General features: G+C 51.7%; 22 protein-coding genes and 1 pseudogene. 9 read left to right on the top strand and 14 right to left on the bottom strand.

The annotated features are described in order from the left end of the window. Positions 1-63: 63 nt before the first annotated feature. Complete coding sequence (locus K5R89_RS12715; protein ID WP_032452938.1) at positions 64-855, bottom strand: sulfite exporter TauE/SafE family protein; 792 nt, start codon at positions 853-855, stop codon at positions 64-66. Positions 856-964: 109 nt separating this feature from the next. On the opposite strand from K5R89_RS12715, the gene K5R89_RS12720 reads away from it, so the two are divergent. The 5 genes from K5R89_RS12720 to K5R89_RS12740 all read left to right on the top strand — a co-directional run bounded on the left by K5R89_RS12720 (position 965) and on the right by K5R89_RS12740 (position 6,495). Continuing rightward, entirely contained in the window at positions 965-1,732 is a 768-nt protein-coding gene (locus K5R89_RS12720; RefSeq protein WP_101867396.1) for a helix-turn-helix domain-containing protein, read from the top strand. Between the two features lie 194 nt (positions 1,733-1,926). Continuing rightward, positions 1,927-2,151 carry a hypothetical protein gene (locus K5R89_RS12725; protein WP_086075864.1) on the top strand — a complete coding sequence of 75 codons (225 nt, stop codon included), beginning with the start codon at positions 1,927-1,929 and terminating at the stop codon, positions 2,149-2,151. A gap of 143 nt (positions 2,152-2,294) precedes the next feature. After that, entirely contained in the window at positions 2,295-2,924 is a 630-nt protein-coding gene (locus K5R89_RS12730; protein ID WP_217259417.1) for a histidine phosphatase family protein, read from the top strand. A gap of 233 nt (positions 2,925-3,157) precedes the next feature. Further along, positions 3,158-5,155, top strand: coding sequence for a choline BCCT transporter BetT (locus tag K5R89_RS12735; RefSeq protein ID WP_137910588.1), 1,998 nt, complete (start codon positions 3,158-3,160; stop codon positions 5,153-5,155). A 62-nt stretch (positions 5,156-5,217) separates the two neighbouring features. Further along, positions 5,218-6,495 (top strand): DUF2254 domain-containing protein, encoded by a 1,278-nt coding sequence (locus tag K5R89_RS12740; RefSeq protein ID WP_087827294.1) that lies wholly within the window; start codon positions 5,218-5,220, stop codon positions 6,493-6,495. 155 nt (positions 6,496-6,650) lie between these two features. On the opposite strand, the gene K5R89_RS12745 is transcribed toward K5R89_RS12740, so the two are convergent. The 4 genes from K5R89_RS12745 to K5R89_RS12760 all read right to left on the bottom strand — a co-directional run bounded on the left by K5R89_RS12745 (position 6,651) and on the right by K5R89_RS12760 (position 10,711). Continuing rightward, entirely contained in the window at positions 6,651-7,199 is a 549-nt protein-coding gene (locus K5R89_RS12745) for an AAA family ATPase (RefSeq protein WP_048297554.1), read from the bottom strand. Positions 7,200-7,556: 357 nt separating this feature from the next. Continuing rightward, positions 7,557-8,924, bottom strand: a complete 1,368-nt coding sequence (locus K5R89_RS12750) for an adenylate/guanylate cyclase domain-containing protein (protein WP_227523334.1) — start codon at positions 8,922-8,924, stop codon at positions 7,557-7,559. Between the two features lie 9 nt (positions 8,925-8,933). Continuing rightward, complete coding sequence (locus tag K5R89_RS12755; protein ID WP_048297553.1) at positions 8,934-9,467, bottom strand: Pycsar system effector family protein; 534 nt, start codon at positions 9,465-9,467, stop codon at positions 8,934-8,936. Between the two features lie 518 nt (positions 9,468-9,985). After that, the gene (locus tag K5R89_RS12760; RefSeq protein WP_044523381.1) at positions 9,986-10,711 is read right to left on the bottom strand and encodes a type 1 glutamine amidotransferase; all 726 of its coding nucleotides are present in this window, start codon (positions 10,709-10,711) and stop codon (positions 9,986-9,988) included. A gap of 92 nt (positions 10,712-10,803) precedes the next feature. Here K5R89_RS12760 and K5R89_RS12765 point away from each other — a divergent pair, with 92 nt between their 5' ends. Next, positions 10,804-11,604 (top strand): helix-turn-helix domain-containing protein, encoded by an 801-nt coding sequence (locus K5R89_RS12765; protein ID WP_171005070.1) that lies wholly within the window; start codon positions 10,804-10,806, stop codon positions 11,602-11,604. Between the two features lie 461 nt (positions 11,605-12,065). Here K5R89_RS12765 and K5R89_RS12770 read toward each other — a convergent pair whose 3' ends face one another. The 3 genes from K5R89_RS12770 to K5R89_RS12780 form a co-directional block, all read right to left on the bottom strand. After that, positions 12,066-12,965, bottom strand: a complete 900-nt coding sequence (locus K5R89_RS12770; RefSeq protein ID WP_072013422.1) for a hypothetical protein — start codon at positions 12,963-12,965, stop codon at positions 12,066-12,068. A 203-nt stretch (positions 12,966-13,168) separates the two neighbouring features. Beyond that, entirely contained in the window at positions 13,169-13,525 is a 357-nt protein-coding gene (locus tag K5R89_RS12775) for an ASCH domain-containing protein (protein WP_072199053.1), read from the bottom strand. 251 nt (positions 13,526-13,776) lie between these two features. Then, positions 13,777-14,712: a LysR family transcriptional regulator gene (locus K5R89_RS12780; RefSeq protein WP_032456087.1), complete on the bottom strand. Its 936-nt coding sequence runs from the start codon at positions 14,710-14,712 to the stop codon at positions 13,777-13,779. 99 nt (positions 14,713-14,811) lie between these two features. On the opposite strand from K5R89_RS12780, the gene K5R89_RS12785 reads away from it, so the two are divergent. Both K5R89_RS12785 and K5R89_RS12790 read left to right on the top strand, forming a co-directional pair. Further along, positions 14,812-15,246: a DMT family transporter gene (locus K5R89_RS12785; protein WP_023289765.1), complete on the top strand. Its 435-nt coding sequence runs from the start codon at positions 14,812-14,814 to the stop codon at positions 15,244-15,246. Between the two features lie 9 nt (positions 15,247-15,255). After that, the gene (locus K5R89_RS12790) at positions 15,256-15,747 is read left to right on the top strand and encodes a DMT family transporter (protein WP_032452927.1); all 492 of its coding nucleotides are present in this window, start codon (positions 15,256-15,258) and stop codon (positions 15,745-15,747) included. Positions 15,748-16,008: 261 nt separating this feature from the next. On the opposite strand, the gene fabF is transcribed toward K5R89_RS12790, so the two are convergent. The 3 genes and pseudogenes from fabF to K5R89_RS12805 all read right to left on the bottom strand — a co-directional run bounded on the left by fabF (position 16,009) and on the right by K5R89_RS12805 (position 18,077). Further along, positions 16,009-17,283, bottom strand: coding sequence for a beta-ketoacyl-ACP synthase II (fabF, locus tag K5R89_RS12795; protein WP_101989563.1), 1,275 nt, complete (start codon positions 17,281-17,283; stop codon positions 16,009-16,011). 19 nt (positions 17,284-17,302) lie between these two features. Next, positions 17,303-17,495: pseudogene (locus K5R89_RS12800) on the bottom strand (EmrB/QacA family drug resistance transporter); the annotation flags it as partial. Positions 17,496-17,519: 24 nt separating this feature from the next. Further along, positions 17,520-18,077, bottom strand: coding sequence for a helix-turn-helix domain-containing protein (locus tag K5R89_RS12805; protein ID WP_049014063.1), 558 nt, complete (start codon positions 18,075-18,077; stop codon positions 17,520-17,522). Positions 18,078-18,400: 323 nt separating this feature from the next. On the opposite strand from K5R89_RS12805, the gene asd reads away from it, so the two are divergent. After that, complete coding sequence (gene asd, locus K5R89_RS12810; RefSeq protein ID WP_072413229.1) at positions 18,401-19,519, top strand: aspartate-semialdehyde dehydrogenase; 1,119 nt, start codon at positions 18,401-18,403, stop codon at positions 19,517-19,519. Positions 19,520-19,691: 172 nt separating this feature from the next. Here the strand turns inward: asd and hpxZ are convergent, their stop codons facing one another. From hpxZ to hpxX, 3 genes are read right to left on the bottom strand one after another with little or no spacing between them, the layout of a single operon-like run. Then, positions 19,692-20,078, bottom strand: coding sequence for an oxalurate catabolism protein HpxZ (hpxZ, locus tag K5R89_RS12815; RefSeq protein WP_023289760.1), 387 nt, complete (start codon positions 20,076-20,078; stop codon positions 19,692-19,694). Beyond that, positions 20,075-21,472 carry an AtzE family amidohydrolase gene (locus K5R89_RS12820; protein WP_023289759.1) on the bottom strand — a complete coding sequence of 466 codons (1,398 nt, stop codon included), beginning with the start codon at positions 21,470-21,472 and terminating at the stop codon, positions 20,075-20,077. Before K5R89_RS12820 ends, hpxZ begins: the two co-directional genes overlap by 4 nt. Continuing rightward, positions 21,469-21,654, bottom strand: a complete 186-nt coding sequence (gene hpxX / locus K5R89_RS12825) for an oxalurate catabolism protein HpxX (protein ID WP_023289758.1) — start codon at positions 21,652-21,654, stop codon at positions 21,469-21,471. The genes K5R89_RS12820 and hpxX overlap by 4 nt, the downstream gene beginning before the upstream one ends. Between the last annotated feature and the right edge of the window lie 4 nt (positions 21,655-21,658).

Raw genomic sequence — 21,658 nt, forward strand, 5'->3', positions numbered from 1 at the left:
TCCCCAGGGAGAGGGCATCGCCCGAACGCGTCTGTTGAACCGGTTCACCAGGATGTATTTTGATTATTGAATAAGCATGGCGAGGAGTACCAGGCACAACAGCAGCACATAGATGCGTGCATACCATACATCTGGTACTGCAGGGATAGCCCGGCGGCTAAACATTATCCCGGCCCAGCCGGTCAGGACGAGCAGGACCAAAATTTTCAGGCTGATAAACCCAAGAAATCCGTTCAGCGGAATGCTGTGCCAGCCAATGACGGCATAGGTCACAGCCCCGCATAGCGCCACGGGCAAAGAAAGCGGGTTGGATGCGCTAACGCACTCCTGCATCGCATACCCGTGTCGCCGTAGCAGGGGCACCGTCATGACGCTGCCACCCACGCCCAGCAATGCGGCAATCATGCCGATAACCATACCGCCGCCAGTGACCACTGGCAGGGACAGGCGACGCCGAGCGCTGCCCGTGAAAAAACCTTTGCGCAACAAACAATCGCTGATGGTTGCCAGCATATAGAGAATAAACAGCGCGCGAACGATCTTCTCGCTCAATATCCCTGCCAGACATGAGCCGACCACCGCCCCAATGGCAATAAACCATAACAACGGGAACAGCGTCTGCGCGGCAAGCTTGCCAGCCCGCCAGTTTCGATAGCTGACCCAGCCGGCGTTAAATATCATCACCGCCGTTGAGGTAGCCACCGCGACATGCATGGCGTTTCCCGTGAGTTCCGGCTGCCGAAGCATCAGTTGATAGACAAATGGCACCACCACAAAGCCGCCCCCGAAGCCGAACAGGACTGTGGTAATGCCGGTCGTAAAGCCAGCCAGCGCAATAATAACGATCTCATTCAAGAGAGTATCCCCGACCTGAAAATGAGCGAGCAGCTTATACCGGTCGCGTACGGCTTCCCATTTGCGTAGCGCTCAATTACCTTTGTAAATCGGTCAAAGGGAGGCAGGTGTGCGCAACGTAAAAATTGACGAAGTCGATCGGCTCGATCGCGAAGTGGTGGCGTTAGGTAATGACTATGCGCAAGGGTTTATCCTGCCACCGCACCAGCATCGTCGCGCACAGCTGCTGTATGGCGCGACCGGACTGATGTATGTCACCACTCAGGACGGAGAATGGGTGGTTCCTCCGCAACATGCTGTCTGGATCCCTCCTGAAACTGTGCACGCCGTCAGATTTGTGGGGGTGACCACGCGTAGCTTATATATTGAGCCAGATTATGTGGCCGCTTTCATTAAACACCGTCGTTGCGAAGTGATCAGCGTCTCGCCGCTGTTGCGCCAGCTACTGCTTGAGGCTGTGGATTTGCCACCGTTGTACGACAGCCCACGCAATCGCATGCTGATACAGTTGATGTTGCTGGAACTGGCTGCCATGCCGGTCCGCGAATTTGACATTCCGTTGCCGCAGCATCCGGCGCTGCTGGCGCTTTGTCAGGCTTTTTTGCTTAACCCCTCTATCCATGATCCTGCGGCGCGCTGGGCCAGGGCGCTGTTTATGAGTCCTAGTACCTTTCGCCGCCATTTCCTGAAGCAGCTGGGCCTGTCATTTTCCGCCTGGCGACAGCGAGCCTGTGTGGTGAGTGCCATGGCATGGTTGATAGCAGGGAAACCGGTGAACGAAGTGGCATTATCTCTTGGATACGACAATGCGTCCTCTTTCGCCACCATGTTCCGCCGCGTGACCGGGCAGCCGCCATCGTTTTATCACCCAGCCTGATGCGTCGGGGAAGGGGGCTCCCGGCAGCATGGGTCGGAAATGAATGTCACTTTATATGGCGTTGCTATGCGTTAACGCAGTCATAAGACAGACACCTGGCTTGCGTCTTCAGGTACCCCAACATTTAGTGGTGGCTACCTCCAGGCGGTTTCTCTATTCTGCCTGTAACCGTGAGAAGACCGGAGTCTCTCTTTGTGAACCATCTTATCGTTGAAAAAGTTATCATCATCTTTCTTCTCATCCTGTGGGGATTCGATACATTCAGAACCAGGAAAAGAAAACGTTTTGATCCTGCCATTGAAGCGGCTGATGCCAGAGAACGTTATCAATGGCGTTATTTCAGATGGGGTTTTCGGATCATACAAGTGGTAGCGGGAGTGTATATCTTCGTACAGCTGATTCAGGTTTTACTGAGATAGAGGCCGCCGGCAGGGGCGACTGAATATAACCCTTGTCAGCGACACGTGTTCCTGTTTTTCGCCGAGAGCTAAGAACTTGCCTGCATATAAACGGGGTGTTTTTAGTTTGTAACATTTTAAACAACAGCATATGTGACCCTTCAATGATGCAAGTAATACTGGTTCGACACGCGGAAACAGAGTGGAATGTAAAAAGTATTATTCAGGGACACAGTGATAGCGCCTTGACGCTTCGTGGGGAGCGTCAAACAGCAGCCTTGCTGGCAGCGTTTGTAGCGAGTGATTACCGGGTAGAATGTGTTTACGCTTCTCCGCTTGGCCGGGCCTGGCAAATGGGACAGCGCCTGGCGGAGAGTTTTTATTGTTCACTGATAGCTGAACCAGCTCTGAAAGAACAGGCTTTTGGTCAGTTTGAGGGCATGACAAGCGTAGAGCTCCTGCAGAATAATCCAGACGCCGCAGAAGCGTTATTCAACCTTGATGCAGAGTATTGTCCGCCAGGGGGGGAGTCTCTCTCACATGCTTCGCAGCGAATTATGCATTTTTTATCCAATCTGGAAAAAAAACATCATCATCGAACAATATGTCTTGTGTCTCACGGGCAGGTCATTCAGGGCGTGCTTGCGATGCTAACAAGCGGAGCTGTGGATGATTTTCACAGGTATGCGCAACCCAACGCGAGTTACTCCGTTTTCGAGTTGGTTAATGGAAGGTGTACCGCCCTTAGATGGGGGATCGCGACACATTTACGTCACCTGGATGGAACAGTCTGACTTACCCCAAATTAATATACTTCACTTCACGTATATCCCAGCTTTGATACAAATAAATGCCCCACGAAGCGGCAGGCTGAGTAACCAGGACCCCTTAGAATACAGGATGATTTGTATCGGCACTTATTACACCATGCGTTCCGATTAACGCCGCATAGCCAGTTGAACTTTGCTACTCTGTGAAAGGTAGTGCCGTCTATCCAGTGCGGATTTAATTAATGGAATAAATGATTATGAGTGATAATGATACAACCCCGAAGAAGTCTACAAGCCAGATTAACAAAGCGGTATTCTTTACATCTGCTTTGCTAATTTTCCTTCTTGTCGCCTTTGCCGCCGTATTCCCGGATGTCGCCGACAAAAATTTTAAACTACTACAGCAACAAATCTTCACGAATGCCAGCTGGTTCTACATCCTTGCTGTGGCCCTGATTTTACTAAGTGTCACCTTCCTTGGACTCTCACGCTACGGTGATATCAAGCTGGGCCCGGACCATGCGCAGCCTGATTTCAGCTACCACTCCTGGTTTGCGATGCTTTTTTCGGCAGGGATGGGGATCGGCCTGATGTTCTTTGGCGTTGCCGAACCTGTAATGCATTATCTTTCGCCTCCCGTTGGCACGCCAGAAACCGTTGCGGCAGCCAAGGAAGCAATGCGTCTGACCTTCTTCCACTGGGGACTGCACGCATGGGCAATTTATGCCATTGTGGCGCTGATTCTGGCGTTCTTCAGTTACCGTCACGGTCTGCCTTTAACTCTGCGCTCCGCACTCTATCCCATTATTGGCGATCGCATATACGGGCCTGTAGGCCATGCGGTTGATATTTTCGCTGTTATAGGCACGGTCTTTGGCGTCGCGACATCGCTGGGTTACGGTGTTTTGCAGGTGAATGCCGGTTTGAACCATCTTTTCGGGGTGCCCATCAATGAAACGGTGCAGGTCATTCTGATCGTGGTCATCACGGGGTTAGCGACGATTTCAGTGGTGTCCGGCCTGGATAAGGGAATACGTATCCTGTCTGAGCTCAATCTGGGTCTGGCGTTGTTGCTCCTGGCGCTGGTTCTGTGTCTGGGACCAACCGTGCTTCTGCTGAAGTCATTTGTGGAAAATACGGGCGGTTATCTTTCGGAACTGGTGAGTAAAACGTTCAACCTTTACGCGTATGAGCCTAAGTCGAGCAACTGGCTGGGGGGCTGGACATTACTGTACTGGGGATGGTGGCTTTCATGGTCGCCGTTTGTAGGAATGTTCATCGCCCGGGTCTCCCGCGGGCGAACCATTTGCGAGTTTGTCACCGGCGTGCTGTTTGTTCCCGCGGGTTTTACGCTAATGTGGATGACGGTGTTTGGTAACAGCGCGATCTATCTCATTATGAACCAGGGGGCCACAGACCTCGCCAATACTGTTCAGCAGGATGTGGCGCTGGCCCTGTTTAATTTCCTCGAGCATTTCCCGTTCTCTTCCGTGCTGTCATTCATCGCAATGGCGATGGTCATCGTCTTCTTTGTCACGTCTGCTGATTCGGGGGCAATGGTAGTTGATTCTCTGGCATCAGGTGGAGTGGCAAACACACCCGTCTGGCAGCGAATATTTTGGGCCTCGCTCATGGGCATTGTCGCAATTGCGCTTCTCCTTGCCGGAGGGCTAAGTGCGCTGCAAACAGTGACAATAGCGAGTGCATTGCCTTTCTCAGTGATCTTACTGATATCCATATACGGACTTTTAAAAGCTTTGCGCCGGGATTTGACCAAGCGTGAAAGCCTGAGCATGGCGACAATTGCTCCTACGGCTGCACGTAACCCAATTCCCTGGCAGAGAAGGTTACGCAATATCGCGTATCTGCCGAAGCGATCTCTTGTGAAACGTTTTATGGACGACGTCATCCAGCCCGCCATGACGCTGGTTCAGGAAGAGCTGAACAAGCAGGGGACGATAAGCCACATCAGTGACACTGTCGAGGATCGTATTCGTCTTGAAGTCGATTTGGGTAACGAGCTGAATTTTATATATGAAGTGAGGCTTCGCGGGTATAGCTCACCGACCTTCGCGCTCGCCGCGATGGATAATAATGAGCAGCAGACTGAACAACATAGATATTATCGCGCTGAGGTTTATCTCAAAGAAGGCGGTCAAAATTATGATGTGATGGGCTGGAACCAGGAGCAGCTGATTAATGACATACTGGACCAGTACGAAAAACATCTGCACTTCCTGCACCTGGTTCGTTAATAGCAACATGCCGTCCTGGGGGCGGCAATTATTTATCCCGGCCGCAATATGAGGAATGCAGAATGATTTCACGCTGGAAATGGATTCTGAAGCAGACATTTAAAAAGCTATGGTTCAGGGCAACGTTATTCGCCATTGTCGCGATAATAACGGCCCTTTTATCAATTCTTTTTAAATCAATGATACCTGAGTCGGTTTCCGTGAAGGTTGGTGCGGAAGCAGTCGATAACATTCTGAACATACTGGCATCGAGTATGCTGGCAGTGACCACTTTTTCGTTGAGTATCATGGTCACAGCCTACGGTTCAGCCACTACTAATGTGACTCCCAGAGCTACGCGTTTAGTTGTTGAAGACGTAACCACACAAAATGTACTGGCCACCTTCATCGGTTCTTTTCTCTTCAGTCTGGTAGGGATTATTGCGCTCAATATGGGAGCTTATGGAGAAAGGGGGAGAGTCATTTTATTCATTGTCACACTGGTTGTCATTGCCTTAATCCTCATCACATTGCTTCGCTGGATACAGCATTTGACCTCTCTGGGGAGGGTAGGTGAGACAACGGCAAAAGTAGAACAGGCGGCCATCGAATCATTTATTGCGAGAGCAAGAAATCCCTTTCTCGGCGGATATCCATGGCTTGAGAACAATGAACAGCCGAAAGGAACGGTTGCAGTTTATCCGAAGAAGATTGGCTATGTTGAATATATTGATATGGTGCAACTTAGCAAGCTGCTGACCAATGATCCCCGTCATGTATACCTCGTGGCACAGCCAGGCAGTTTCATACATCCATCCATGCCAGTTTTGTACCTGAGTCAAGGCCAGGAGTCATCAATCAGCGCCGATTTACTTGAGACGATTATTGTCTCGGATGTACGTTCATTTGCTCAGGATCCCCGATTTTGTCTTAGCGTCATGGCCGAAATAGCCTGCCGGGCCCTTTCCCCCGCAGTGAACGATCCTGGAACCGCCATTGATGTCATTGGCAGAGGTGTTCGTATACTTTCCACTTACGCGCAGAATAAATCTGATGAAATAGAAGTGAAATATCCTTCAGTTCATGTTGCACCACTTCAGAATAACGATCTACTGGAAGACTTTTTCTCACCTGTCGCGCGCGATGGTGCCAGTATGAGGGAGATTCAGATAAGAGTCCTTAAAGGACTGTCTATGCTGAGTAAGGGTTGGCCTGGAATATTTTCTGAGGCCGCGCATAATTTAGCATTTGAAACATTAGAGCATGCAACACGTGCTGACCATATAGATTCTGACAGATGTCTAATAAAATCAATTTATTATAATTTATTTGGTGGCGAAGATTCTAATAAAAAACCATAGTTGCGGAGCAAGCGATTCGGTTGTTGGCAAGTAAAGGGCAAAGCATTCGCGTGAGAATGGGCGTCTGCTTTGTGCCAGGAGCGGAAGTTGTATGTTCACTAGAATACAGCAGATTCAGGCATCGAGGTTCACCATTACGCGTAGTTACCGTTTTATCAACGTACTATCCTGGAAAGGATAAAATCGACACGCTCCTCTACAGAAACGCATGGCAATTCAATCAACTGATAGTCATACATACGGTATGTTTTCACCATTGCGTGATATGTCGCAACGGCGATATCGAAAGATTGCTTGCGCTCTGTATCCTGTACATATATATCCTTCCAGGGCGGTGCAATAAATACGGTTCGGTTATAGCGAAATTTCTCGATGGCGTTTTCTAGATGCCTCGGTATGGTAAGCGCTGAAAGAAGTAAATAGCCTACAATATCAGGAACTCCACGGTCGAAGAAGCATGGTTGTGTTTGCCCTTCCGCTTCGTGCCACGAACGCATTTCCCAGGATAGCATGAGCTCTGCAAATGCAGTCTGATTGGCCCACGGCAATGCATCACCACCGATGTTAACCTGGTCTTGTATAACACCTCTTCCAGATTCTTTAGAACACCAAAATCCTCGTTTCATAATCGTATCAATTATCGTGCTTTTGCCTGACCCTGGGCCACCTGTAAGAATGAAACGATGTTGAAAAGCGGAAGACATTGAACCCTCCTGAGCATTTATAGACGCGATGAAGCAGCAATACTGATGGCGTACTTTTCCCGTGTCGCCAGATTACCTGTTGAAAGTCTGACTAACTACATTCTATCCTGGTCTGTATGCCTGCTCCTTGCGCACAGGGGACCTTCAGCTCGTTAAAACGTCCGCACTGCGCCAGGAGCGGACTTTTCCAATGTCAGTATTAGCAGGAGTACAGGCGCAACTCATAGCTCCTGTCTTGAACATAAACCTCTTATCCAATTAATCATTTTTGAATGATTAGCACCTTATGATAATGTCGTCCGGTTTTTCTTTATTCTGCATCGTAGTATATTTACAAAAGTATGTTTCAGTATATATTCAGCTAATAAAAATGCTAAATATTGTCCTATCGATTTCTGTGTCATAGCTATCATAAATTTTAATTTCCATATGATGCAAACCGTGATAACTAGCATTTTCAGAAATGTCGGCATGCCACTGGCCTGCGTAAAAAGTCATAGTTCTGTCCTTTTTCTCTTCCTTTAACGCTGAATTTCTTTCAGCGTCAGGGCCAGTGTTCCTCTTAACAGCTTTGACCGTATACGGCTGCCCTGCAGGAGCAGTGAATGTCACATGGAAGTTTAACGACATTCCTTTATCGAGGCTTTCAGAACAAGGGCAATAAAATATTTTTTCAACGTTATTTGCTGTTGCGGTCAGTACCACTGACGTTCTTTTACTTTCTATACCATACGGCAAAAACTTAAAATATGATGCACTGTCAAAAACATATTGCGAATAGTTTATCTGTGATCCTCTGACTCTATAGTTAGGCTTTACATACCGATAATAGCGCTTAAATTCTGTACCATCTTCATTCTTCACCCATTTCCATTTGGTGGACAGGTACTCCATCCCTAAGCCAAGCAGCGACTTGAGATTTTCGCCAATCATGATCGTATCAGTTTCTGCCGCTTGCTGAAGTTTGGCCGCAACATCAACATGATATGAAGTCGCCGTTACTTCAAATGCACCTGAAACACCATAGTTTCCCCACACGATATCATCATCTTTAGCGTAGTCGATTCCCAGTCTGACGCCTATACGTTCTTCCGAACCCTGATCTCCCAACTCTGGCCGGATAACCTGTTCCATAAATTCAAGTATGTATACAGCAGCGTTAATAGCATCAATCGCGCTGTCTATTTTTTTTCCTTCTATAGACTTCACTTCACTGCGGAAAAATGCCATCACAGCATCGCCCATAATACGATGAACGTGGCCATCAAAAGCCTGAATTATTTCAATAACATATCTTATAATTGTGTTCTTTATATTGAAAACCATATCAGGTGGATACGTTTTTCCAAGTTTTGTCGATCCGGCTATATCAAAAAACATCGTTACGGCATAGCCGTTACGAAGCTCATCGTTTAATCTGAGATCGTCAAAGTCCGGATGGCAGCCGATAGCTTCATTGACTTCAGGTTTTTTATAAAAAACTTTCCTTAATTCAGCTTTTACATCTCGGAAGATGGTTGGCATACCATCTTCCGCATAACCTTCAAGGCTTGCTTTCAAATAATCATCTGTACTATCATTGCGCATCCCTTTCTTCACACTTTCAGAAATTACTTTCTGCTGCGAATCCGCATATACATTTGACTTTCTTAGGTTACCCGTTTTCATACGACTGCTGACATCGATTCGGGCTTTACTAAAAAGATCTTTAAATTGAGTGCTCATTATATGTCCTTATACGAATAAGATAATCAATGTGTTAATCATTAATGGTATTGCGGCGAAAAGAATTAAAAATATAGAAAGACGTTGAAGGCGGTATTTTTCTACCAGACCTTGAGAAAGGTTGTATTGTAGAGAAATCATGGTGCTGGTTATTTCATTGATTGGAGTTTGTTTTATTTCTTGTTCAAACTCCTTCTCCGAAGTAAACTGCTTTACTGTATCAATAAACGAGTAAAAATTTCTCTTCGAGCTCGTCTTAATATAGGGAATAACGGTTTGACCAATAAAAAAGTATCCAGATAAAAGTAAGGCCAAGGAAACTAGTAATAAGACCTTGAAAATAACTGTCAACTCATGACAGCCTTTTGAATCTAAGTAAGATAATGCACTTCCAGCATTAGTGCCTATTGCTGCCAGTATGGCTGTAATAAAGGTAATGATTATAGTGGATTTAGTATTGGCATAATTATGAAACCCGTCTGTGCGGGTAATCATCTTCTGGATCAGATCATTATCAAACTTATCTTTTTCATCTAAAGGCATGCTGTTTTCCTTTTAGCATCAAAGTACCTGGCCCGGTTGTTTTGACATAAGTCTTGTCATACGCTGGGTAGTCTGTCTTAGTGACTGGGTTGACGCATAGTGAGGTTTTTGCGACTTTTCTTATCGACATCCTACCTAAAACAGATTTTTTTTTCTAGTAATCCCATAGCGTAAAAATCACACAATGCGCCCACATTGGCTGTATTTCTATTCTTTAGCCATACAAGATCAGCAGTAACCAAACTGTTCGCACTATCAAATGGATGTATCGAGACTGGTTCTTTTGAGGGAAATGTCTCAGGAATTGGTTTCGGTATTACTCAGGCTTCCATTCCTGCACTGACCGCGATCTGCTCCCAAATGATTAACAAATATTCATACTAGTGAATCACCAAGCTGCCAATCACGAAGGTCCGCTCCTCGCTCATAGCGGACCTTCAAATCAGTTAGTTCGTCCGCTCTGTACCAGGAGCGGACATGACAATCTCAACCCGATGGCAAGCTCACCGGGCATGACATTATGCTTGAGCGGCGTTGTAACGCGCTTCCAGCTTATCCAGAAAGCCAAAAAGCACTTGATTCATTTCACTGTAATCGTGGGCCCGGAGCGCTGCAGGCGTGTCAACGAAACGGTAGTCTGCTGCACGGCTCAGCTCTTGCTCAGAATGGGCGATCAGCCGTTCTACAACGTCCAATGTGAGCTCCATATGGCACTGGAAACCAAAGACGCGGTCTGAATAGGCAACGATCTGCCGGGGACAGCCTTCGCTGTAAGCGATAATTTTGGCCTCCGGCGTCAAGCCTGGCATATCGTTATGCCAGTGACCCACTTCCAGTGTTTTCCCAAAGTGAGAGAACATCTCATCCTTTCTGCCGTCTTCGGTCAATGTGATCGGGAATTTACCAATCTCTTTTTCCGGGCTATGAGAGAAAGGCGCGCCCAGCGCTTCACCAATGAGCTGTGAACCCAGGCAGATACCGATCACCGCCTTACCGGTTTTAACCGCGGAAGCAATCAGCGCCTGTTCCGCTTTAGCATTAAAGTGCGGGCACGCTTCAAGCGTTGTGTCCGGATCTTGCGGACCGCCCATCACGATAAGAAAATCGATGCCTTCGGCGTCAGCAGGTAGCCGATCGCCTGCATAGACGTGTGAGTAAGTTACATCATGACCTTGGTTTATTGCCCAGGTTTCATATGCGCCCGGGGCTTCAAAACTTTCATGTACGATAAAGTGTACACGCATGAGGTTAAGCTCCTGTAATATCTTTGACGATCAGAATGATAAGTCACGCACCCATTGCCTAAGGCTCTACTCCGGGTGGTTCCAGTTTCGATATGATAAATGCAGGGGCTAAATCTGAAATGCCAGGTAGTATAGATAAAGCGCCAAGACATGATGAATCCACAGGCTGGTCCAGTACTGCGATAAGCTATCAACGCGGTGAGGTAGATCCTCCCCATCATCATGTTGAGGGGCAGCTACTCTTCGCCACCAGAGGGGTGATGCTGGTGCAAACAGAGAGTGACCGTTGGGTGATCCCTCCTCAGCGGGCATTATGGCTACCGCCTCTGCATATCCATAGTTACCATCTGCTTTCACAAACCGATCTCAGGGCGATCTATTTAAGCAGTAGCCTTATCGCAGAATGTACGAGCTTTACGAAGAGTCAACAGGTGCATGTGATCACGGCTACGTCGTTAGTCAAAGAACTTATCGCAGGGCTGTTCAGTGAGGACTACGCCAGACCGATTCAACGGAAGATAGCGTTGTTGCTTCTGGAAATTCTCAGCGAGGCGCCACCTTTAACGATGGCGCTACCCATGCCGAATGATGAGCGATTATTCAGCGCGGCCAGATCGCTACTGGTCAATCAGCGCTGGGAAGCATCGCTGAGCGAGCTGGCTTTTATGTCGGCCATGTCGGAACGGACCTTTTCCCGATTGTTTATGAAGGATACAGGCTTTAGTTTTCGAACATGGAAGCAGAGAGCCAGAATTTATGCTTCGTTGGATCTTCTTGCGAACGGCGTTCCAATCAAACAGGTCGCTTACCAGCTTGGTTTCTCATGCCCGGCGGCCTTTACCGCTGCTTTTCGCTGCATTTTGGGGGCAACGCCGCGCGATTATGTGCCTTAAACCGGGAAACCCTCAAAGCGGTCTTTGAGACTGTCATGGGCATATTACCAGACGCAGAAACCCTGCGAGGGTAGGCGTATCCCGCTTTTGCTGTTGAGAAAGGTAGTTTAATTTGCACCCGACACACTCTCATTGATTAAAGCACGGAGTGGAGATTACTGCGGTCCACAGTTCTGACAAACCGTGAAAGAGAAGGCCTGCGTGAAGAAAAAAGGTGTCGCGATACGTTATGAAATTACCTTATGACAGACCTTGCGGTGATTTACGGCACCGGGTGGATTCCGGACGCTGTGAGCCGACTCATTTCTACGAAGCCTGATTCTGCTGTACCTCAGGCCATATGATAGCCTGCACAACAATCACATACCGCCCATTAATGCGTCCAGGGGAGTACACCCGGGCCCTTGACGTCCCGTGTGTGCCAAAAGCGGAAGTAGGCTGAAGATAAATTAGCATTGCTGTTAGCCGTGGGTTCTGCAGATGGGTAGAAATTGATAACTTAGGATGCAAGTTCGTCCCGCTCTTTCTGCAGTTTTCATCGAGGGGATATTCTCCGGAATAATTGTGCCCATATACAAAGATAGTTCAGAATCGGAATGAGTTAATAATCGGTACAGCAGGCGTTGCGCTCGGGCTGACAATGATCGACCACGAAAAGCAGGAAGTATTACTTTGTCAGTAATACGATATCCTCTCAGAAAAGCGATGTTTCCTTTCTGGCATATTAGCAACCCGGCGCGAACGTCGTTTTCATAGATAATATATACTTCTCTCTCAGAAATATGGTCACACAACTCTTCGTCATCAACTGCTACCAAATTGTTTGCAGACAGTTCGCGAACTGTCTGCCATGTATGCTTATAGGCATCGCCCAGAGCCTGACAACACCAGTCAAAATCTTCGTATGTCGCCACTTGCAAAGTAAGAGATTTATCATTAAATTCAGGGGGTTCAGAAAAAGAGGTGGCGTATATATACTGGTCGGGAATACCCTGTGGGAAGGACTGGCCGGGTACAAGAATGCGGACATACTGAGCTCTGAGTTGTGACCATTCCTTACTAATGAGTTCTAATGCAGTATGATTTAGGTCAGAATCCATACCTACAATATCAATAAAAGGTTTGTTAATATTTCCGCCCTGATAACGGGGGCCAGTAAGAAATTGCTTTCCATCAATTTTGAGTTTTCGTTGTAAAAAATATTCCTGACATAATCCAGTTTCTCTCCAGGGAAATCGCGCCGAGAAACTTCTGTCTGTACACCTCGACTCCTGCTCTGACAACCATTGTTTTAGCCATGAACGTAGGGTAAATTCAGGCACAGGTAGCCTGGCATATTGAGATAGCATGTAAGATAGCATAAAAAATATTTCGCCCTTGGATGTAAAAATGTTCTTTATAAACAAATCAGAATAGCTTTCCTCTCATTTTATTACCAATTATAGCTGGCACGTCCGCTCCTTGCTCAATGCGAACCTTTAGTTCGATAGCTTGTCCGCTCCGCGCCAGAAGCGAACAGTGTTATCAGTGGCGATTGATAAAACGTCAGCCCGTTAACCTTGTCTCACAGCACCTCAACCACTTCAAACTCTTCTGCGATCAACTCCATATCCTCAGAAAAATGACCTTCACGAATGAAAAAACGCTGATGCTCTTTCTGCCAGTATTCAAGGCTTAAATCGCCTTCACCCTCTTTGCGGGCGAACGCTTCAGTCACATCACAAAAACGCACCAGCTGCATCGAAACCAGTCTGATCACGCAAACTGGAACATTCTGGCCATCAAGAATAATGTTATAATCCCCAATCCTCGGGGCAGACTCTTCCTGCTGATAAGAGGCAAAAGATCCGCAAGAAGCCGTTTTGATCCCTTTTTTAATCAGCTCCGCAAGCTCGCTTGCCAGTTCCGGACTGTCACCCATTTGCCAGGCCCCTGCGCCTGGATATTTCCTTTTTATTTCCTCAACCTCAACCATGAAAATTCCTTCGTTATCGTCAATGAAAAGAAAGTTATACCTTTTTTAACCTGAGCGGTCCCAACATTATCAGCGATATCTTTCTTTAGATAGTGTGGTCCGGTCTTCGCTCAAAACGGACCTCAAGGGCATTTAACTCGTTGGCTCTGTGCCAGAAACGGAAATTAACTTCAGGACGTGCAATAACATCGCCTGTCTTATTCAGACTGCCAGTAAAGCGGTGAACCAAACGCGTCAAGGTAGTAATCGATAATCGCCCGAACGTTCAGAGGAGGGTGGCGGGCATTCGGATAGATTGCTGCGATATGCTGTGGCTCCGTTTTTATGGACGTATCCAGCTCCGGCAGCAGTTCGACAAGCTCGCCGCGCTTCAGCCGGTCTCCAATCAGCCAGTCAGGAAACAGCACAATCCCCATCCCCCCGAGCGCGGCAATCAGCAGGGTTTCAGCATTATTCGATGACATCAGGGGCGAGACGGGGTAGTGCACCCATTCCTCTCCGTGCCTGCGCAGCAGCCATTGGTTTGGTCCTGACGAACCGCGATAGACCAGGCATTTATGCCGCGCCAGCTCTTCGGGTGATCCCAACATGCCGTGCCGGCGGATGTAATCCGGTGACGCGGCAAGATGATAGAACTGCTGGCCAAACACGCGCGCATGAAATGCGGAATCCGTCAGCACGCCAATGCGGAAAATTACGTCAGCCGGCTCGCGGTGCGGATCGATGTAATCATCAGTCAGGGTAAGCTCAATGCTGAGCTTCGGATATCGCGCCGTCAGACCGGGTAACGCGGGGGCGACATGGCGCTGTCCAAAGAATACCGGTGCGTTTATGCGCACCATTCCGGAAGGCTCAAGCGTTCTCTCGTTGAGTTCCCGCCGCGCCTCCTCCATGCTGCCAGTCATGGCTCGCGCATAGCGGATAAAAAGATGGCCGCTTTCCGTCGGAATTATCGCCCGGGTATTGCGGTAAAAAAGCTGCTGCCCGAGCACATCCTCCATCTGATGGATGACGCGCGAAACCTGAGAGGCAGATATCCCTTCCCGCCGAGCTACCACAGAGAAATTCTGCGTCTCATAAACGTCTATAAAAATCAGCAGGGCGCGAATACTGATGTTCCCGAGCTCATTCATTAATGCATATCCTGCACAAGTGTTTATCTCATTATGGCATTTTTCTCATCCATGTTAAGTCGTAATCTTCTCCGCCTGAACTACGGGAGACTGATTGCTATGCAACTCATATTGATTTTTATCGTCATTGCCGGAGGCATGGGACTGTCCATAGAGGCAGGATTGCTCGGGCCACTGGGTGGGGAGGTCGGTGACCTCTGGGCTACCTTTAGCATATTCGGCGTCGGTGCGGCGCTGACCTTTCTGCTGATGCTTTTTTTCAGCCCGCGCAACAGCCCGTCATTCTTTGCGCAACCTGCGTGGCAGCTGCTTGGCGGTGTGCTTGGGCCGATCTACGTCATCATCCTCACCGTGGTAACGCCTGCAATCGGCATCGCCATGACGATGATCGGCATTCTGGCAGGCCAGGTGTTCAAGAGCCTGATGATTGATCACTTCGGCCTGCTCGGTACGTCGCGCCGGAAAATTGACAGTAAGCGTATCATTGCGCTGATTTTTATCATTGCAGCGCTGGTTATGGTTGCCCAGGGGTAAAGTAACATTATGACTATTATCATGATTCTGCTCGCCGTCGCCGGTGGCGCCATGCTGAGTATCCAGGCGGCTATCAATGGCCAGCTGGGCAGCAAGGTCGGCGTATTCAAAAGCGCGTTCCTGACATTTTCTGTCGGCGCGCTGGTGACGGGATTGCTGATCTTCTTCTTCGAACCCAAACACACCCTGACGCTGATGGACGTGCCTAAATGGCAGCTGCTGGGCGCAATGTTTGGCGTACCGTATATCGTCATTATGGTACTGGCCGTCCAGCGTATTGGCGCTGCAGTGGCTACGGTCGCCGTCATTTTTGGCCAGTTAACCATGAGCATGCTGATCGATAACTTCGGCTGGCTGGGCAATGCGTCGATTCCATTCTCGCTGAGCCGAATCGGCGCCATTGTCTGCTTGGGTATCGCGCTGTTCTTCATTTACGCCAGCAGCAGGTCAAAAGCCGCAACGGCGACACCCCCCCGGCAGCAGGAAAACGCTAACACATAAGCTCAGGTCTTCGTCATTAACATCGGTTTTGGTCTGCAGGACGCCAAAACCCTAACGCACCCGTTTTCGCAGCAACGCGTCAGTGGCTCCCATTTTTTGACCTTAAGAGAAAGGGGCCGCTCACCCGGCTTCAGCGTTGGTAGCGAATTTTTCAGCTTCAGCAGAGAACACAGGAGCAAGGTGGACAAGTGATACCCGCGACAGCGTATGCTGTCCGGGTGGAGCTCCCCCGCCAGCCAGCGCCGGCGGGGGAGTTGACGATTATTCCCAGCGTTTCAGCAGCAGGCTGGCGTTAACCCCGCCAAAGCCAAAACCGTTCGACAGCGCATAGCGCATCTTCTGCGGGCGGGCCTCCAGCGCCACCAGGTTAAGACCTGCCGCCTCTTCATCGGGGTGATGCAGGTTCAGCGTCGGCGGCACTACCTGGTCACGCAGCGCCTGAATGGTGAAGATGGCCTCAATCCCACCTGCCGCGCCTAACAGATGGCCGGTGGCGGATTTCGTCGAGGTAATGGCGACGGGATGGGTGCCAAACAGCGTTTTAATCGCCGCCAGCTCGCCTTTATCGCCGACCTGGGTCGAGGTGGCGTGGGCGTTAATATGGTCAACCTCTTCAGCGGTCACTCCGGCCTGGCGAAGGGCGGTTTCCATGGCCCGACGCGCGCCGTTACCATCTTCCGGGCCCGCGGTCAGGTGATAAGCATCTGCGCTGGTGCCGTAGCCCACCAGCTCGGCCAGCGGCGTGGCGCCGCGCGCCAGCGCGTGCTCCAGCGACTCGATCACGATAAGCCCGGCGCCTTCTCCCATCACAAATCCATCGCGGTCGCGGTCAAAGGGGCGGGAAGCGGCTTCCGGCTGGTCGCTGGAGGCGCTGGAGAGCGCCCTTGCCGCGGCGAACCCGGCAAGGCTAACGCGATGTATTGCCGCTTCCGCGCCGCCGCAGAGGGCGATATCCGCCTCGCCGCTGCGGATCATCCGCGCCGCATCGCCAATGGCCTGGGCGCCCGCCGCGCAGGCGGTGACCGGCGCGCCGATGGGGCCCCGGAAACCGTGAGCGATAGACACATGCCCGGCGGCCAGGTTGGCCAGAAAAGAGGGAATGGTGAACGGGGAGAGGCGACGCGGCCCGCGCTCATCGGTGGTATGTACCGCATTGGCGATCTCGCTGAACCCGCCGATCCCGGTGGCGATCACCGTGGCGGTGCGTTCCTGTTCGGCCGCTGATGCCGGCGACCAACCGGCCTGAGTCAGCGCTTCACGCGCGGCGACCAGCGCAAACTCGATAAAACGATCCATCTTTTTGCGCTCTTTCGCCGGGATGGTCGCCAGCGGGTCGAAGCCGTGCAGCGGATCGCTTTCAATGGACGGCACCTGGCCGGCCACTTTGCAGGGAATATCCGCGACCAGCTGCTCGCTGAGCCGGGTAATCCCTGATTTTCCTGCCAGCAGCGACTGCCAGACGTGCTGTACGCCGCAGCCCAGCGGGCTGACAATCCCCATCCCGGTGACGACAATGCGTTTAACGGAAACGCCCATAGTTAACTCTCCTGTAGTATCAGTGTGCCGGCGGCTTTTTCATCAAGGGAACCAGCTGCGCGGCAAGCAAAAAACCAATCATGATGAGGTAGAACGCATCGGAAAATGCCTGGGTTCGCGCCTCCCGCCGCGCCAGCGCGGCATCCGGCGAGATCCCCGCGTGGCGAAGTTTGCCGCGCTGCGCTGAACAAAATCCTGGCGTTATTCAGATGGCCGCCAGAACGTGGACGCTTTGCTTACTGGCCGGATTCATTGCCGGCATCTCTGTAGGGTTCAGGCTGGAATTTTTGCCCGTTATCGCCTTCGCGTTTGCGCAGCAGATATTCATGACGATATTGCATCAGCGGCGAGGCGGCGGGACCCGGCACCATGGCGTATTTACCCGGAATAATCTCTTCCCCGGTCGCTTTATCCACCATGACTGGCTCCACCCGTCGCTGGGTGGCGGTTTCCACCAGCTGCATCTGACGGCCTTCGGGAGCGAAGTGGCGATTACCCCATTCCGCCAGCGCCAGCAGCACCATGCGAAAATCGCGGCCGCGCGGGGTGAGATGGTATTCGTAGCGCGGCGGCGTGCTGCTATAGCAGACCTTCTCCAGCAGCCCGTCGTCGACCAGCGCCTTCAGGCGGCGCGACAGAATATTGGGCGCGACGTTGCTGCTTTTCTGAAATTCGTCGAAGCGGGTAAAGCCCGCAAAGGCGTCGCGCAGGATCATGATGCTCCAGCTGTCGCCGATGCGGCCCAGGCTACGGGCGATGGGGCAGGGAGCGTGGCAAAGCGGTTCATTTTTCATGGGCGGTCCAGGGAGCAGGTGGCTGTTGCCAGCAAACTGACATAGTCACTATCAAAATGCAAGTTACTATTGATAACTGTCAGGGGAGCAACCGCTGGCGTTCCGCTACGTCATTTCTTCCTTTGAATGCTGAAAGCGGGACAGTCACCGCCGCCTGCTTATTTCTGCTTTACCGTAATAAGAGATAAAAACCGCTGATGGCAGATGAAACATTTTAATAATCATAGAAATCGATGTGGTGGGTAATGACCTTTATTGGGGGATACGATATAAGGTATGGCGAACAAAAATTAATATTCTCATAACTTTTTAAGGTTAAATAAATGAAGCAGGTGGGTATTGTTGGCTGGCGAGGCATGGTTGGCTCAGTATTGTTGCAGCGAATGATCGAAGAGAATGATTTCGACGATATTTCAGCGCATTTTTTTAGTACCTCCAGTGCGGGTGCCGCGGGCCCGGTTATTAATGGTAAAAGCGACAGACTGAAAGATGCGAATTCCCTTAGCGCCCTCGCCGAAATGGATATTATTATTACCTGTCAGGGCGGGGATTATACCAAAGCCATCTATCCGGCGTTAATTCACTCTGGCTGGCAAGGGTACTGGATCGACGCCGCTTCGGCGCTGCGAATGGATGAGAACGCCTGCATTATTCTCGACCCGGTCAATCGCGATAATATCGATCGTGCGGTGAAAGCGGGAGTGAAACTGTTTGTCGGCGGCAACTGCTCCATTACGCTGAGCCTGATGGGGCTGGCCGGGCTGATCAAGGCTGATCTGATCGAATGGATGAGCGTCATGACCTATCAGTCTGCCTCCGGGGCGGGCGCTAAACAGGTGCGGGAATTGATCGCGCAAAGCGCGTATATCAGCCAGCATTTGTCCGCTGATGAACTGGCGGCATCAGGTTCCGTGCTGCCTTTAGTCAATAAAGTGAGTGAGCTGATTAATAGCGCCGGTATGCCGGTGGAGAGTTTTGGCGTCCCGCTGATGGGCAGCATTATTCCATGGATCGACAGCGATTTAGGCGATGGAAATAGCCGCGAAGAATGGAAGGGTGAGGCGGAAACCAATAAAATACTTGGCCTTGCGCCCGGCACCATACCGGTTAATGGTTTATGTATTCGGGTCGGCGTAATCCGCTGCCACAGCGCTGCCATTACCCTTAAACTTAAACGTGAGGTCAGCGAAACGGAATTCGCAGAGTTAGTGACCCATTCCCATCCGTGGGTAAACTATATCCCCAATAATAAGCCAGAGAGTGTCAGTAAACTGACCCCGGCTGCTATTAGCGGTTCGCTGCAGGTGGGTATTGGCCGCTACAAGAAAATGTCGCTAAATAATGAGCCGATCTACTCGGTGTTGACGGTGGGCGATCAGCTGTTATGGGGTGCGGCGGAACCCTTGCGCCGTATGTTAAATATCCTGCTTGGCAAAGTGTAATGACTGTTGCTGCCTGATAGCCCTGCGGCAGAAATGACCTTTTCAGCGCAAGACTATCTGCTGATTCAGCAGCCCTCAATCATCCTGACCATCGTCAATAACTCCATTTTTACCGGTTCGGGAATGGCCAGGGGAGACGGTATCCACCTGGCCATAATCGGTATTGTTACCCTCAGTCCATCAGACTGACCTGGGCGGCGACAATTCGCCAGCCATAGGGAAAGCGCACCCACGTCTGCTGCTGGCGGCCAGGGCGGGCGCTGCCTTCGCGGGTGAACTCGGTGCTGCACACCGCCATGTCCGCGCCAAAGGTGGTGATGGTGGTATGGCGCAGGTCGCGGGCCAGACCGGCGGCGGGGCGGGCGGCGCGAAAGGCGCGGATCGCCTCGATGCCATACAGATTTTCACCGGCCCCCAGCCGCACGGTACGCGGATCGTGCCAGAACAGCGCATCCAGCGCCTCGATGTTATTGCTGACCAGCGCCTCTTCATACTGATAAAACGCCGCCGTCACCTCGGCGAGGATCGCCGGGCGGTCTACATTATCCAGATTGATCATGCTGCACTCTCCGCCACTCGGGCATCGGTAATGCCCATCGCTTCCAGCGCCCGCGCGGCGCGAAGACAGGCTTGTTCGTTAAACGGCGCGGCAATCAGCTGCAGGCCAATCGGCTTGCCGCTGGCGGTACGCAGGGGCACGGTCGCCACCGGCAGCCCGAGGAAGGAGATCGGCTGCGTCAGCATTCCCATGCTGGCGCGCACCGGCAGCGGCTGGCCGTTAATCACCATCTCCTCGGCGCCAATCGGCGTGGCGCTGCATGGGGTGGCCGGGGCGATCAGCACATCGGCCTGACTGAACAGGGATTTCATCGCCTGACGGGCATGGCGGCGGAAGCGCTGGGCCTGCAGATACCATGCGGAGGGGATCATCGCCCCGGCCAGCAGCCGCTCGCGGGAGTGAGGCTCAAAGCGCTCGGGCGAGTGGCGAAGATCCGGCAGATACTGATTGCCGCCTTCGCTGGCGCTGATGATAAAGGCCGCCGAGCGGGCCAGGGCGGCATCCGCGAACTGCAGCTCGCTGTCGGCGCCCAGCGCGTGGGCGACCCGATCCACGGCCGCCCGGGCGTCGTCATCGCACCAGGTGGTGAAATAGCCCCCCAGCCGCGCGCAGCGCAGACCGTCCAGCCCGCGCTCCAGCAGGTTGCCGGTGCGCTCGCTGGCTTTATCGGCCTGAAAGTCATCGGCCGGGTCGCGCCCCTGCAGGGCGTCATACACCGCGGCGAGGTCGGCCACCCGGCGGGCAAAGGGACCAATATGATCCAGACTGGCGACAAACGGATGGCTGCCGGAGCGGGAGAGGCGGCCGAAAGTGGGTTTCAGGCCAAAGATCCCGCACAGCGACGCGGGGACGCGGATCGAGCCGTTGGTATCGCTGCCGAGGCTGAAATGGACCAGCCCGGCCGCCACCGCCGCGGCCGAACCGCCGGAAGATCCGCCGGCGATCCGCGACAGATCGTGCGGGTTATGCGTCGCGCCATAGTGGCTGTTTTCGGTGGTGAAGCCGTAGGCGTAGGCGTCCATATTGAGCATCCCGCTGAGCAGGGCGCCGGCGCTATGCAGCTGGCGCACCGCCCAGCTGTCGCTGGCTGCCGGCGGCCGGTCGCTCAGCAGTTCCGCGCCGGCGAGGGTGGTGTGCCCGGCGACATCAAACAGATTTTTCACCGCGTAGGGAATGCCCGCCAGCGGCGGCAGGGGGCGCTTTTCCCGGCGCAGGGCGTCGATGCTGTCGGCCTCCGCCAGCATGCGCTGGGCGGTGACCTCGGTCCAGGCGTTGATCTGCGGATTCACGCGGGCGATATCGTCCAGCGTCTGGCGGGCGATCTCCCGGGCGCTCAGTTCGCCCTCGTGCAGCGCACGCTGGATCTCGGCGATGGTGAAATGGTGAAGTGTCATGCTTTATACACCCCCGCAATGTCGTCGCGCGGCCCGAGGGGATAGTCCATCAGCGGCTGCGCCATGGCGGCGATGCGGGCAAACTGGCGCTCCAGCTCCTCACGGCGCGGCGCATCCAGCTCCAGGCGCAACAGGTGGGTCATCTGCGTCAGATACTCGCTCCAGTCTGGCTGTGTGGTCATGGTC

This window comes from Klebsiella sp. TF21-TM (genome assembly GCF_019753495.1).
Taxonomy (GTDB): Bacteria; Pseudomonadota; Gammaproteobacteria; order Enterobacterales; family Enterobacteriaceae; genus Klebsiella; species Klebsiella quasipneumoniae.

Bases quoted from the DNA above. Each gene is read 5' to 3' on its own strand.
- K5R89_RS12785 (WP_023289765.1), top strand. From the start codon at position 14,812: ATGCAACTCATATTGATTTTTATCGTCATTGCCGGAGGCATGGGACTG.
- asd (WP_072413229.1), top strand. From the start codon at position 18,401: ATGAAGCAGGTGGGTATTGTTGGCTGGCGAGGCATGGTTGGCTCAGTA.
- K5R89_RS12730 (WP_217259417.1), top strand. From the start codon at position 2,295: ATGATGCAAGTAATACTGGTTCGACACGCGGAAACAGAGTGGAATGTA.
- K5R89_RS12805 (WP_049014063.1), bottom strand. From the start codon at position 18,077: ATGAAAAATGAACCGCTTTGCCACGCTCCCTGCCCCATCGCCCGTAGC.
- K5R89_RS12780 (WP_032456087.1), bottom strand. From the start codon at position 14,712: ATGAATGAGCTCGGGAACATCAGTATTCGCGCCCTGCTGATTTTTATA.
- K5R89_RS12740 (WP_087827294.1), top strand. From the start codon at position 5,218: ATGATTTCACGCTGGAAATGGATTCTGAAGCAGACATTTAAAAAGCTA.
- fabF (WP_101989563.1), bottom strand. From the start codon at position 17,283: ATGGGCGTTTCCGTTAAACGCATTGTCGTCACCGGGATGGGGATTGTC.
- hpxX (WP_023289758.1), bottom strand. From the start codon at position 21,654: ATGACCACACAGCCAGACTGGAGCGAGTATCTGACGCAGATGACCCAC.
- K5R89_RS12750 (WP_227523334.1), bottom strand. From the start codon at position 8,924: ATGAGCACTCAATTTAAAGATCTTTTTAGTAAAGCCCGAATCGATGTC.
- K5R89_RS12745 (WP_048297554.1), bottom strand. From the start codon at position 7,199: ATGTCTTCCGCTTTTCAACATCGTTTCATTCTTACAGGTGGCCCAGGG.
- K5R89_RS12820 (WP_023289759.1), bottom strand. From the start codon at position 21,472: ATGACACTTCACCATTTCACCATCGCCGAGATCCAGCGTGCGCTGCAC.
- K5R89_RS12760 (WP_044523381.1), bottom strand. From the start codon at position 10,711: ATGCGTGTACACTTTATCGTACATGAAAGTTTTGAAGCCCCGGGCGCA.
- K5R89_RS12755 (WP_048297553.1), bottom strand. From the start codon at position 9,467: ATGCCTTTAGATGAAAAAGATAAGTTTGATAATGATCTGATCCAGAAG.
- K5R89_RS12790 (WP_032452927.1), top strand. From the start codon at position 15,256: ATGACTATTATCATGATTCTGCTCGCCGTCGCCGGTGGCGCCATGCTG.
- K5R89_RS12765 (WP_171005070.1), top strand. From the start codon at position 10,804: ATGATAAATGCAGGGGCTAAATCTGAAATGCCAGGTAGTATAGATAAA.
- K5R89_RS12735 (WP_137910588.1), top strand. From the start codon at position 3,158: ATGAGTGATAATGATACAACCCCGAAGAAGTCTACAAGCCAGATTAAC.
- hpxZ (WP_023289760.1), bottom strand. From the start codon at position 20,078: ATGATCAATCTGGATAATGTAGACCGCCCGGCGATCCTCGCCGAGGTG.
- K5R89_RS12770 (WP_072013422.1), bottom strand. From the start codon at position 12,965: ATGCTATCTTACATGCTATCTCAATATGCCAGGCTACCTGTGCCTGAA.
- K5R89_RS12775 (WP_072199053.1), bottom strand. From the start codon at position 13,525: ATGGGTGACAGTCCGGAACTGGCAAGCGAGCTTGCGGAGCTGATTAAA.